Source organism: Niastella soli (assembly GCF_017742245.1).
In the GTDB taxonomy this organism is placed as follows: domain Bacteria; phylum Bacteroidota; class Bacteroidia; order Chitinophagales; family Chitinophagaceae; genus Niastella; species Niastella soli.
In genome coordinates, this window is record NZ_JAGHKO010000001.1 from 1,833,383 (window position 1) to 1,845,435 (window position 12,053).

At 41.5% G+C, this 12,053-nt stretch carries 10 protein-coding genes and 10 tRNA genes; 17 read left to right on the top strand and 3 right to left on the bottom strand.

Annotated features, from left to right (window positions below):
* Positions 1-43: 43 nt before the first annotated feature.
* The 16 genes from J7I42_RS07580 to J7I42_RS07655 all read left to right on the top strand — a co-directional run bounded on the left by J7I42_RS07580 (position 44) and on the right by J7I42_RS07655 (position 7,627).
* A tRNA-Pro gene (locus tag J7I42_RS07580) sits at positions 44-116 on the top strand.
* Between the two features lie 5 nt (positions 117-121).
* Positions 122-193, top strand: a tRNA-Gly gene (locus tag J7I42_RS07585).
* 73 nt (positions 194-266) lie between these two features.
* Positions 267-339: transfer RNA gene (locus tag J7I42_RS07590), tRNA-Gln, on the top strand.
* Positions 340-441: 102 nt separating this feature from the next.
* Positions 442-512 (top strand) — tRNA-Arg (locus J7I42_RS07595).
* Between the two features lie 149 nt (positions 513-661).
* Positions 662-734: transfer RNA gene (locus tag J7I42_RS07600), tRNA-Ile, on the top strand.
* 8 nt (positions 735-742) lie between these two features.
* Positions 743-815 (top strand) — tRNA-Ile (locus J7I42_RS07605).
* 7 nt (positions 816-822) lie between these two features.
* A tRNA-Lys gene (locus J7I42_RS07610) sits at positions 823-896 on the top strand.
* A gap of 10 nt (positions 897-906) precedes the next feature.
* A tRNA-Asn gene (locus J7I42_RS07615) sits at positions 907-978 on the top strand.
* A gap of 8 nt (positions 979-986) precedes the next feature.
* Positions 987-1,062 (top strand) — tRNA-Glu (locus J7I42_RS07620).
* Positions 1,063-1,137, top strand: a tRNA-Phe gene (locus J7I42_RS07625).
* Between the two features lie 176 nt (positions 1,138-1,313).
* A complete protein-coding gene (locus tag J7I42_RS07630; protein ID WP_209138177.1) occupies positions 1,314-2,387 on the top strand; it encodes an AAA family ATPase in 1,074 nt (357 codons plus the stop codon).
* Between the two features lie 23 nt (positions 2,388-2,410).
* Positions 2,411-2,896, top strand: a complete 486-nt coding sequence (locus J7I42_RS07635) for a ribonuclease H-like YkuK family protein (protein ID WP_209138178.1) — start codon at positions 2,411-2,413, stop codon at positions 2,894-2,896.
* Positions 2,897-3,043: 147 nt separating this feature from the next.
* A complete protein-coding gene (locus J7I42_RS07640) occupies positions 3,044-3,784 on the top strand; it encodes a hypothetical protein (protein WP_209138179.1) in 741 nt (246 codons plus the stop codon).
* Between the two features lie 564 nt (positions 3,785-4,348).
* Positions 4,349-5,449: a slipin family protein gene (locus J7I42_RS07645; protein WP_209138180.1), complete on the top strand. Its 1,101-nt coding sequence runs from the start codon at positions 4,349-4,351 to the stop codon at positions 5,447-5,449.
* A 140-nt stretch (positions 5,450-5,589) separates the two neighbouring features.
* On the top strand, positions 5,590-6,153 hold the full coding sequence (locus J7I42_RS07650) for a DinB family protein (RefSeq protein WP_209138181.1): 564 nt from the start codon (positions 5,590-5,592) through the stop codon (positions 6,151-6,153).
* 10 nt (positions 6,154-6,163) lie between these two features.
* Positions 6,164-7,627, top strand: a complete 1,464-nt coding sequence (locus J7I42_RS07655) for an RtcB family protein (protein ID WP_209138182.1) — start codon at positions 6,164-6,166, stop codon at positions 7,625-7,627.
* Between the two features lie 40 nt (positions 7,628-7,667).
* On the opposite strand, the gene J7I42_RS07660 is transcribed toward J7I42_RS07655, so the two are convergent.
* A complete protein-coding gene (locus J7I42_RS07660) occupies positions 7,668-8,786 on the bottom strand; it encodes a metallophosphoesterase (protein ID WP_209138183.1) in 1,119 nt (372 codons plus the stop codon).
* A gap of 210 nt (positions 8,787-8,996) precedes the next feature.
* On the opposite strand from J7I42_RS07660, the gene J7I42_RS07665 reads away from it, so the two are divergent.
* Positions 8,997-9,530, top strand: coding sequence for a hypothetical protein (locus J7I42_RS07665; protein ID WP_209138184.1), 534 nt, complete (start codon positions 8,997-8,999; stop codon positions 9,528-9,530).
* An 11-nt stretch (positions 9,531-9,541) separates the two neighbouring features.
* On the opposite strand, the gene J7I42_RS07670 is transcribed toward J7I42_RS07665, so the two are convergent.
* Complete coding sequence (locus J7I42_RS07670) at positions 9,542-10,597, bottom strand: acyltransferase family protein (RefSeq protein WP_209138185.1); 1,056 nt, start codon at positions 10,595-10,597, stop codon at positions 9,542-9,544.
* A 12-nt stretch (positions 10,598-10,609) separates the two neighbouring features.
* Positions 10,610-11,785 (bottom strand): acyltransferase family protein, encoded by a 1,176-nt coding sequence (locus J7I42_RS07675; RefSeq protein ID WP_209138186.1) that lies wholly within the window; start codon positions 11,783-11,785, stop codon positions 10,610-10,612.
* Positions 11,786-12,053 lie beyond the last annotated feature (268 nt).

Genomic DNA, 12,053 nt, shown 5'->3' on the forward strand with positions numbered 1-12,053 from the left:
GCCCTTATGAAAACGGTAGCGGCAGCAATGATCGCTACAAAATATAGGAGTATTCCGGTTGGTCGGATACCCCGTTTGGATCGGGGAGGCTGCAGGTTCGAGTCCTGTCTCCTATACAAAAGCAGTACAAGCGTTGATGGTTGCGTACCTGACTTCCACTCAGGAGGATGGAGTTCGACTCTCCAGTGCTGCTCTTAACGGTTAGTTGGTGTTCGCGGATTGTCGATCCGATGATATGGGTTCGATTCTCGTACTAACCGCAAAATTGTTGAGTGGTGTAATGGTTTAGCATATCAGTCTTTGACACTGACGGTGTAGGTTCAACCCCTGCCTCAACAACAAATGGTGGCTGTAGCTTATTTGGTAAAGTGTCCTGCTGTGAACGGGAAGAACAGGGTTCGAACCCCGCAGCTCACCCGAAACGGGCTTATCACCCGAAAACGGCTTATAGTTCAATGGAAGAACCCTGCGCTACGAACGCAGCAATAGAAGTTCGAATCTTCTTAAGCCGTCTAAAAAATATTATTCAATGCGCAGATATGCTGCGCAGGTAGGAGTGCATATTTGCTGTATAAGAATAATGAATAAGTTTTTATAAAATAGTTTTAAATACGCAAATGTGTTGCGCAGTTTGAAATGCATATTTGCTGTATCAGGAAAATGGCCTGTAGCTCAATGGTTGGAGCAGGTGCCTTATACGCTCAAGGTTACCGGTTCGAATCCGGTCAGGCCAACGAATAAAGATGACTTAGCTCAATTGGTAGAGCAGTATTCTGATACGATACCGGTTGACAGTTCGAGTCTGTCAGTCATCACAAAATACGGCCCGTAGCTTAGTTGGCTAAAGTATCCGGCTTTTAACCGGGGGAGCATGAGTTCGAATCTCATCGGGTCGACGAATAAAAAGGATGAATAGCTCAATGGCAGAGCACTCCCCTGTTAAGGGATAGGTTGAAAGTTCGAGTCTTTCTTCATCCGCAAAAAATGGTCTGTTCGCCTAGTTGGTTAGGGCACCGGTCTTTCGAACCGGGCGGATGAGTTCGATCCTCATACAGACTACCAGGTGCTTTGGCAGAGATGGTTCTATTGCATCCCGTTGAAGCCGGGTTCATCGTGGTTCGATTCCACGAGGCACCACCTATATGGTCCTAATGTAATGGTAGCATGATAGTCTCCAAAACTATCAGTCTTCGTTCGAGTCGAAGGGGCCGTGCTAAAAACTCAGGTTATGCGTACTCGTGTAATGAAATAGTTAAAGGGCTATTCTTTGTAAGCAAAGGAGCAAACATCTATTAACTATTTTAAAGAATAATATGGAGAATTTGATTTCACAGAAAGTGATCAATGCTAATAGTTTATTTGATCATCGTTTTCTGGATGCGAATGTATTATACATGTACCATTTTAACCAGTTGCCAAGTGTGAATTTTATTAGCCAGGTCGATGGCGAAAAATTATTCAATGTATTAAAAGAAAAATTCGGCAATCAGATTAAACACATACACCAACGCCATTGGTACAAGAAAGCGCGTAAAAAATATGAATTTGACAGGACGGTGCTTGTTTTTGAAGGGAATCGTATGGTTGAACTTGGTAGTGACTATTGCGAAGTGATGCATGATGGTTCAATCCCTGAATGGGTAATAACTATAACCGAATTAGCCAATCAGTACAAGGCGCGCCAAAGACGACAACCTTTTGAGATCAATTTGATCGTACAGGGGAGTGAGGGGCTCGAGTTAAAGGCTATGGAGACTAAACGTACGAAGCTGGATATAGATCTTTTTTATGAAGATGATTTTAAAGAAACAGACGAGATTATCAGGCAGCGATTGAATAAGAAGAATGACAAGGGAATTGTTTTGTTGCATGGGTTACCGGGGACAGGAAAAACAACCTACCTGCGCTACCTTATAGGAAAAATAAAAAAGCGGGTGTTGTTTTTGTCGCCTGGAATAGCCTGCAATCTGATGGACCCTAATTTCATTGATATGCTGGTGAATAACCCGAATAATGTTGTGGTTATTGAAGATGCCGAGAATATTATCATGGATAGGAAGTACAATTCAAGTTCATCAGTATCAAACCTGTTGAATATTTCAGATGGGTTACTGGCCGATTTTCTGAATGTACAACTCATATGCACCTTCAACAATTCGCTCACGCTGGTAGATAGCGCACTGATGCGGAAAGGAAGGCTGATCGCGAAGTATGAGTTTGGGAAGCTGAGTACAGCAAAAGCCCAAAGGTTAAGCAAACATCTCGGGTTTGATACAACTATTAATCAGCCCATGACCATTGCAGAAATAGCCAACCCTCATGAAAAGGAGCAACCAGCAAGCAGGGTAGAAGTGATTGGATTTAGACAGCACGTAATTCAAAACTAAAATACACAGAATGGAGGTATGCCATGGAGCAACAACAGCATTGGAGAAAACTGGATGGTACAAGAATAACCAGACCTATTGAAGATGAAGTAAGGGCCGTATTGGTGCGTGAAAAAGAGATGGGACATACATTAAAAGTATGTATTGGTACCGATAGTCAGGTTAAGGGTAAAGAAACAGAGTTTGCAACGGTGATCGTATTTGTTCGTAAAGGTAAAGGCGGTTTCATGTATATACACAATGAGACCACCCTGCAAAAAATGAACATCAAACAACGGATGTTGACGGAGGTTTCAAAAAGTATTGAGATCGCTTACGCATTGTGTCGCCTGTTTACTATTTACAACGTAGATATGGAGGTGCATGCCGACATCAATACCAACCCCAACTTTAAAAGTAACGATGCGTTGAAAGAAGCCATGGGATACATAATGGGGATGGGGTTTGTATTTAAAGCCAAACCGCATGCTTTCGCCAGTTCAACCTGTGCTAATAAGGTGGTTCAATAATTATAACAAAGCTTTTCCGGAGTTTATTACTCTGGAAAAGCTTCTAAAAAAATAAAAAATGAAGAAGAGTTCACTGTTCATAATGACACAAAGAATAGCAATGGTGCAATGGCACCGCAGTTTCCGATCGAAACAAATACAATCATTATGGACAGCAAACTGGTTAAGCAATACGGTTCGGAAATTCTTTCGTATCGATTGCGTACTGTAAGGCAGAAGAAACGCATGCAGTATGAAGACTTTGACAAAAAGTTATTGAAGTTAGATAAAGAAGAAACTCACCTGTGCAAACAAAAAAACACTATCATTTGGGAACCATTGAAACCACCCGTGCAAAGAGGCTGGAACCGCTTTTTTGTATTACGCGAAGATGTAGCAACAAGTAAACATGCAGCGTTCTTTGAGAATATCCTGAAAAAGATCAACACCTGTGATTGGAGTCATAGAAAGGATTTCATGGTTAAATATAGAAGGTTTGGAAGGAAAAAATACCGGGTGAAGAAGCAAAGCTTATTGCGTCCGGATGGATGGAGGTTTAATCGGATGGGATTCACAGATGAAGAAAAGCAATTTTTTGATGAAGTATGGGAAATGGATAGCAGAAAAGAACTGGTAAAGCGATATGTTTTTCGTGAGCCCTGGCGCTTTGTATTGCGGGTACGGCCTAATGTGATCGATAAAATAAGAAGAAGAGATGCAATGGTTGAAAGCCGGTCCCAGGAAATCCGCAATTACCTGGATGCAAATAACTACAGATACCGGTTGGATAAATTGCTAGACGGCGGTGTTTATAAATGGTGGAAAGGTGAACGCGAAAGGGAAAAGAATGTATTAAAGAACAAGCCATTGCCGCGCATTCTTGAAGAAGTAGCAAGGGGCCTTTTGTAAAAAAAGATAAAAACTATTGAACCAGCTTGCAGCAGTAGCTGCCTGGTATAAAAAGCTTCCTTCGGGAAGACTGGTATTTGCCTGACGTAAACAACCAGGTTCGTGTTTCATAGTGGCACAACAGTGCAGACGTAGTAACTATCTGTATGCTGTGTTGAAATCGGGTACTGCCAGCCATTTAATCTATGGGTCAAGGGTTCGACTCCCTTTTCGCCTAGGCGAATAGCTCAGTGGTAGAGCAATAGAATGTGGACTTGAAATCCACAACTGCTTAAGGTGCAGTTTGGAAGTACACCGCTTCTCAAATGGTGATGCAATTTAAAAGCCGGGCCTATTTACTGGTGAACCGCCAAAGGGCGGATCGCAATCCGGTAACTGCCTGCAGGCAGATGGCCGATAATGGGGTTTATATCACTTTATCAGGGACCTGTTTATTAGGATGCTTTGGTAAACAGCTTGTTGATGAACGGGAATAACAAACATTAGAGAAAGTCTGCTTCCGCAATTACGGGATGGTAAGTACACCCCGGCTTTTATTAATCCAACATGAAAAAAGAAAATATTATGAAAACTATTCGTGTAAACGCCTACGAAGTAGGTCTTGTATTTAAACAGGGCGCTTACAAGCGTATGCTAAAAGAAGGAAAATACTGGTTCTGGGGAAAAGAAACCGTTAAAATATATAATGTAACAAACCCATTCAATGCACCTGTTGAACTGAATATCCTGTTACAGGATACTGAACTTGCTGAAGCGCTGCATGTGGTGGAAGTGAAAGCCGATGAAATTGTGCTGCATTATAAAAATGGTTTTCTGGAACAGGTATTGACCGCCGGTCGTTACACCTTTTGGAAAAGTGTTATTCAGCATGAATTTGTTAGTGCCGATATAAGTAAAGTGGAGATCACTGAAAATATGAGCCGTACCACCTTGCAGCATAAACTGGTGGCTCCCTTTGTGCGTACCATTTCTATAGAGGGCCATGAAAAAGGGGTGCTGTATATGGATGGAAATTATGTGCAAACCCTGCGACCTGGCCTGTATTCCTGGTGGAAGAATGGCATTTCCATTGTGGTGAACAAACTGGATATGCGTCAACAACAGGTTGAGATCAATGGGCAGGAAATTCTGACTAAAGACAAAGCTGGTTTGCGTATAAACGCCTGGGCCCAGTACAAGGTGAATGATATAGAAAAGTCGCTGGTGCAAAACAAGGAGTTCAGCAACCAGCTGTATGCCATCTTTCAATTGGCACTTCGTGAATATGTAGGTGGATTGCAATTTGATGAACTGTTGGAGAAAAGAGAAAGCATTACCCCTTTTATTCTGGACGCTGTAAAAGCCAAAGCTGAAACACTGGGAGTTGAGGTTACTGGTTTCGGTATTCGTGATATCATATTGCCTGGTGATGTGAAAGAGATCATGAACCAGGTACTGATAGCTGAAAAGAAGGCCCAGGCCAACACTATCATGCGTCGTGAAGAAACAGCCAGCACCCGAAGCCTGTTGAACACTGCCAAACTGATGGAAGAAAATTCCATGTTGTGGAAGCTGAAGGAGATGGAATATGTGGAAAAGATCGCTGACAAGATCAGTAGCATCAGTGTTAACGGAAATGGGGTGTTGATTGATCAGTTAAAACAAATTTTAGTATCGCAGAAATAACCTGCAGCCGCGAAAGCGGGTAGGTAGCTTGTAAGTTTATAGCCTTGAGAATTAAAGTAGTTCCCGCCCATGGGGGCGGAACTGCTTTTTTAGATCATTTGCTTTATACCTGCGATAATAACTTAAGTAAAAAGCAGTGTATGAAAACTGAAGTGATAAACATTATTGAAACAGAGCTCGTACAAACCTTTGATGAATTATTCAAATGGTTTAATATTGATAGGGAATTATTGACTTATGCGCCTACTAATAAAGGTTGGAGTATTAATAAGATCCTGGAACATATTTCATTAACGAACCATTATTTGCTGATGTTGATCAGCAAGGGCACCAGGAAGGCGCTGGAAAAATCAAAGAAGGAAGATTATGCTGAAAGACTGACTGATTACGACCTTGACTGGCAACGGATAAGAGTAATTGGCCAGCATAATTCATTTGTATGGAACCGGCCAGGTCATATGGAACCTCGCGGAAAAATGCGGGTTGCCGACATTCGGCGGGAGCTGGAATCACAATTGCAGCAATGTCGTATGCTGTTACTCAAAATGCCTCATGGTGAAGGCGCTTTATATAAAATAATGATGAGCGTAAACAACCTGGGCAAAATAGATATGTACCACTACATTTATTTTCTGGTACAACATGCTAAAAGACATATTACCCAAATGGAAGGGGTTGAAGTTGAATACAACCTGGGGGTTTAAAAAATAATTTATGGCGAAGTTAAAAATTTCAGGTAAGGAATTAAGAGCAATTGGATATCCCGAAGGACCCGTGATAAGCATTGCGATGAACCTGATGGAAAAGAATTATAAGTATGAGAAAAAGGAAAATGTGATGGAGTTATTGAAAAAAATATTGAGTGCACCTGTGGAATATGAAAATGATGCCGTACTTGGATTAATTGCGGAACAATTGATCCCTAAAAAGGAAGCGGAAGCGGGTGAAGCCATTGAATTGAACGCTACCGGTATTCATTTTAATGTGTTTGGAGGTGAATATATTGAAGAAGGCGCTATGCATCAAATGCAACTGGCTTCCCGACTACCTATCAGTGTGGCAGGGGCTTTAATGCCAGATGCACATGCCGGCTATGGTTTGCCAATAGGCGGTGTACTGGCAACTGAGAATGCCGTAATTCCTTATGGGGTTGGTGTTGATATTGGTTGCCGGATGTGTTTAAGTGTGTTCCCAATTAATCCCAAAGAGTTAATTCAACGCGAACATTTCTTTTCGCGTGAATTAAACGAAGCTACATTGTTTGGTAGTCCGGGGATGTTTGATGATGCCACTGACCATGAAGTAATGGAGCGGAAAGAGTTTGACGAATTGCCTTTATTGAAAGCTTTACAGGCAAAGGCATGGCGGCAGCTGGGATCGAGCGGTTCGGGAAATCATTTTGCAGAATTTGGGATTATAGAAGTTGGTGAGAAAGATGCGATATTGGGTATTGATGCTGGTACTTATATCGGATTATTGACCCATTCAGGTTCAAGGGCTTTGGGAGCAAATATAGCTAACCACTATACTAAAATAGCCAGAGAAAAAAGGCGCTTAGCTGGTGAAGCGGCTAATTTGGCCTGGTTGAATTTAGATGAACAGGAGGGGATGGAATACTGGATGGCGATGAACCTGGCTGGTGATTATGCGTCTGCCTGTCATCACGTTATTCATGCAAAAATTGCCAAAGCAATAGGCGAGCAGCCATTAACAATGGTAGAGAACCACCATAATTTTGCCTGGAAGGAAATGATGATCGGTCCCGATGGAAGGATGAAGGAACTGATCGTTCATCGTAAAGGTGCTACGCCGGCAGGTAAGGATGTGTTAGGGATCATTCCCGGATCAATGACTGCGCCTGGCTTTATTGTGAAAGGAAAGGGCGAAACCGCCTCGGTTTCCTCTGCATCACATGGAGCCGGGAGAAAAATGAGCCGTAGTAAAGCATTAAATTCCATTACGCAAAAAGAGTTGAAAGAACAATTGCAACGGCATGGAGTAAAATTGCTGGGTGGTGGATTGGATGAAGCGCCAAATGCTTATAAGGATATTGAAGTAGTGATGAAAAGCCAATCGGCATTAGTGGATGTAGTAGGGAAGTTTTTACCCAAGATTGTTAGAATGGATGGTACGGCGCCGAAAAAGTGGCAAAAAAGTAATTCCATGGACGGTGAGTAATATGATATATGTCGAGGTAGTTGTACTTCGGCATAATCATTTACAATTTTGACATATCTGTATTTGATATCAAATCAAAAAGATAAGAAAGTGGGCATTGCTCCAGGATGATCCGGTGCGATTGTCCGCTTTCTTCTTTCCATTTTACCAGTCTGATATTATCACCCTCTATTTCGATCCCGGTTACATCTCCATCAGCAAAGCAACAGCAGCCGCTGTTAAAATACGAAGGGACCACCATGGTTTTATGAAACTGTTTGCCGGCATATTCCGCTTTTCTTTTCTCCAATTCTGCTTCTAAGGTTTCTATAGCTGCAGCATTCTGATTTGCTTTAGCTTTCTCCAGGGCTTTATTAAGCCGTTCTATATGATCAAGCGAAGCGAATACCGGCTTATGCGTGTGGCCTGAAATAAACACCAGGTCTTTTTGAGTGGCACTCCATTCGTACATTATGATGTTGTGTTTATCAATCAGCTCGAACGAGTCTGAAGTGGAGTTGATGCTGATCTCCAGGAAGCGTTGCAGCGGCGTCCAGATGGCTGCTACAAACCAGGTACTAAAAGCATTTCCGTCACTTCTTTTATCTCCCTGGTGCCCATGCGTACAAAAAACTGAATAGGTACGGTCATTATAGGTAGTTGTAAGTAAAATACCCTCGTATATTATAAACTTGTCGCCAAAAACAGGTTTTAAAAAGCGATTGCGTGGGAAGTCAAATTTCCATTGCAGATCATGATTGCCAAAGGTGCGGTAGTACCGGTCCTGTTTGAGAAAGCGTAATTCCGCCTCAAAGTCGGCCTTGTTTTTCTCAATTACTATATCCGGTTTATTCTCCCATAGTTCTTCACAATCGCCCAGGTTAATAAACTGAAAGCCATTATCAAAATAATAGTTCAGGGCGTTCAAATAGTTGTTTTCGGCCGGGCGAAAGTCATCGGCGCTGTCTCTTGCTCCCTTGTGTTCGTCTGAAAAAATGACAAATTTTGCGGTCGGCATTTCGAATGGGACAATAATGCCACTGCTTTCTTTTTTGTTTTGAATATTCCTGAGCAACGCTGATAATGAGGCAAATACCTGATCTTTTCGAGGTGCGGAGGAGAGGCGTTCTGCCAGCCAGATAACCGGTTTTCTAAATAAGCGTTGCAACAACTTTTTCATAAGTGAAAATCAGGGTTTTTTCAATTGCCTGAAATTTATTACTTTAGTAAGATAGCAATTCACAGTCGTTTATAAATCAATACGGTTGACTGTTAACAAGGCATTAAAACGGTTAAAGCCTGGTTCTCTCCTGAATCCTGCCCTACTATTTCAAACAGGCAGTCTGATCAAAACTTACCAGAATTGTCTGCGAACATAATACAAGTTCAGATGAAACAACTATCGTTTGTTCCCCCTGCTAATTTACAACGTTGGTTTTGGGTGCTGTTGGCCATCAATTGTGTTTTCATTATTGCTTCAAAACTGTATATGCAGCCATTGGCGACAGCTGAAATTGTTCGATTTGAGCTGGCCAAAGACCTAAAGGTGGCAGAAAAGATAATACAGTATTGGGAAACATATGGCAAGCTTCACCATGCCATCATTGGTATTTACATCGATTTTCTGTTTATCATTTTATATACATCCGGCTTGTCGGTGGCCTGTATGTACTTTGGCCGTTTAAGCGGCCATGAAATCTTGATGCGTACCGGTAAGTTTATTACTTACCTGCTGATAATAGCTGGTATTTGCGATGTTATTGAAAACATTGCTATGTTGAAAAGCTTACAGGATGTACCAACGCATTGGTCGGTTTTGCTGGCTTATGACATGGCCACCACCAAATTTTCGATGGTGATCTTATCAGCGCTGTATATAGCTATTTGTTTGGTGTTCAGACTGCTGAGGAAAATAGTACTATAAAGCATCCTTTGTTATAGTGCCTTTGCAGGCTGTTTATTCTTAAAAAACATTTTAAGGGATAACGCTTTTTTCTCTATCAGGTACCAGGATAGTAAGGCCAAAGCGACCGTACATACAAGGGAGAACAGTAAAAATACCGGGAAGCTGAATGATTGACCTATGGTAAGCAGAATGATAAGCTGTATGGGTATAGCATATAAATATACCCCATAACTAATATCTGTTTTCATAAACGGCACTCTATACCATCTAAATGCCATCCACATAATAGTATATGTCCAAAACGGTTGTTCAGTTCTTGCCCAATAGGCGGGAAGCCAAATGTGAATTGCCAGCCAGCACGCAAACAGAATAAACCAAATAGATAGCTTTAGCGGAATGCTGTCTTTGTACAGGTAAAAGCAGGCTCCAGTGAGAAAATGAAGGCCCAGGTTAATGGAATACAAAACATGCGGTTTGAATGCCGCATGTTGCCAACTTACCGGTATCACTAGTTGAGCCAGCCATAAGGTGATGAGCAAAAGCAGCATCATTTGATTGAAACGGAGTTTAAATACCAGGTACATTAATAGCAGAACAAAATATAACCGAAACTCAACGGGGATAGTCCATGCTGAAGAATTAATAGCTTCATTATTTATGACACCAGGCAAGGTGAAGGTAGATCCGATCAGAGAAATATTCTTGAGAAGAAAAAAACGGGTTTGCGGGTTGCTCAGGAAATCCAAAACTGGCAGCGTGGTAAATGGAATGCCAATAAACAAAATACAAAACAGTACATTGACAGCATAAGCTGGCCAAATTCGCAGAAAGCGATTTAGTAAATATTGTTTGATCGACGGTGAGGTGATCAGACTATGGCAAACGAGAAAGCCGCTCATACAGAAAAAGAGGTTCAATCCGAATGCACTAAGTACGTACCTATTGCCTGTGAGCAGGCCTAATGGTTCATATCCTATGCCTGAGATACCATAGGTGTGACTTATAAAAACAGTAAGTGTTGCTAAATGCCTAAGTGCCCCGAAATTATTATTCTTCCGTAACAGATCATTCTCCGTAATGTACATAAGTATATAAAACTACACCTTTATATAAATTTTCTTTTTGTCCATAAAATACACAATCAGCCAGTAAAAAGCGATCATGCAAAGTGCGTATAGTAAGGAACCGTTTTTAAGATTGGATGATATGGGTTTGCAAATATGTTCATAAAACCAGGGAAATGCGCTGGTGTATACTTTTTTACCATTATCTACGTGATCTACCCAACGGAAAAGCGCAATTATGCGAGGTAAGAAACCACTCAGGAAAAATATGAACAGGGCATTCTTTCCAAATACATCAAAAAAGCGGCTCCAGGCTCCTTTAGCTTCTTTAAATTCAATCAGGAATATACATATCGAAAGTACGAGTATAGCTAGTCCTGTTGTATACAATACATAGGAGCTAGTCCATATTTTTTTATTAATAGGGAATACCATATCCCAGGCATAACCTGTAAAGATGAGGAGACAGCCGGCAATAAACAGGTGCGACAGCATATCATAATTCTTTCCCTTTTGTTGAATATATAGGCCAACAAAATAGCCAAAGATCACCTGAACAATAGAGGTAAGCGTACTCGTAATACCTTCTGGGTCAAAAGCCACTCCTTCGCCATGATACATATGTGATTCACCAAGTATGGTCTTATCTACACTAACTCCAAAATAACCATTCATGCTGAAGGGGTCGGCAGCATTTCCTAAAAGCAAACACAACACCCAGTAACCCAGTAACAGTACAACAGCGCTTACAAAGGCGCCGCGTAGTTTAAAGAAGTAGATGATCAGCGATGCAAAAAAGTAACTGAGGGCAATGCGTTGTAAAACGCCCAGTATGCGTATGCCAATCAGGTTACCATTGGCGCCTGCATATTCCCATGCCTTAAAGGTGAGATGGTCATTTTCCCATCGAATAAAGGGCGACCAGTTGAGGAAAAAGCCTATGAGAAAGATGAGGAGTGAACGGGTGATTGCCTTCTTCAGAAAGGCTGCGGTGCCTGCTTCCTGAAGCCGTGGCATAACAAATGCAAGCGCATTACCTACTGCAAACAGAAAGAAAGGAAATACCAGATCAGTTGGGGTGCAGCCATGCCAGGGCGCATGTTCTAGCGGCGCATACAGGTTAGACCAGCTTCCGGGATTATTCACCAATATCATAAAAGCAACCGTAGCACCCCGGAATACATCAAGGGAATAGAAGCGTTTTTGCAAGGTATTACATTTGAAAGGAAAGATAAGGAACCTGAAAGCAGAAAACAAGAGATTAAAAGCTTAGTAGACAATTCTCTATCTGTAAACGGCATGCGGATTTATGCGAACAATTGGTAGCTTATACTAATAACAATATTTAGGAAATCTTATACGTTTTGGGGTTGTTTATAGAATAGGCTGACATACAATTTCTAATGACCAAAAGGATAAATAATAAATTTCTTTTATGGTGAGTAATGGGGGTATTTGTCTTTTTAAAGTATATAAT

What these genes read in the sequence shown, in the direction of transcription:
- J7I42_RS07635 (WP_209138178.1), top strand. Translation starts at nt 2,411, where the DNA reads ATGGAGCAACAACAGCATTGGAGAAAACTGGATGGTACAAGAATAACC.
- J7I42_RS07650 (WP_209138181.1), top strand. Translation starts at nt 5,590, where the DNA reads ATGAAAACTGAAGTGATAAACATTATTGAAACAGAGCTCGTACAAACC.
- J7I42_RS07655 (WP_209138182.1), top strand. Translation starts at nt 6,164, where the DNA reads ATGGCGAAGTTAAAAATTTCAGGTAAGGAATTAAGAGCAATTGGATAT.
- J7I42_RS07670 (WP_209138185.1), bottom strand. Translation starts at nt 10,597, where the DNA reads ATGTACATTACGGAGAATGATCTGTTACGGAAGAATAATAATTTCGGG.
- J7I42_RS07665 (WP_209138184.1), top strand. Translation starts at nt 8,997, where the DNA reads ATGAAACAACTATCGTTTGTTCCCCCTGCTAATTTACAACGTTGGTTT.
- J7I42_RS07660 (WP_209138183.1), bottom strand. Translation starts at nt 8,786, where the DNA reads ATGAAAAAGTTGTTGCAACGCTTATTTAGAAAACCGGTTATCTGGCTG.
- J7I42_RS07645 (WP_209138180.1), top strand. Translation starts at nt 4,349, where the DNA reads ATGAAAACTATTCGTGTAAACGCCTACGAAGTAGGTCTTGTATTTAAA.
- J7I42_RS07630 (WP_209138177.1), top strand. Translation starts at nt 1,314, where the DNA reads ATGGAGAATTTGATTTCACAGAAAGTGATCAATGCTAATAGTTTATTT.
- J7I42_RS07640 (WP_209138179.1), top strand. Translation starts at nt 3,044, where the DNA reads ATGGACAGCAAACTGGTTAAGCAATACGGTTCGGAAATTCTTTCGTAT.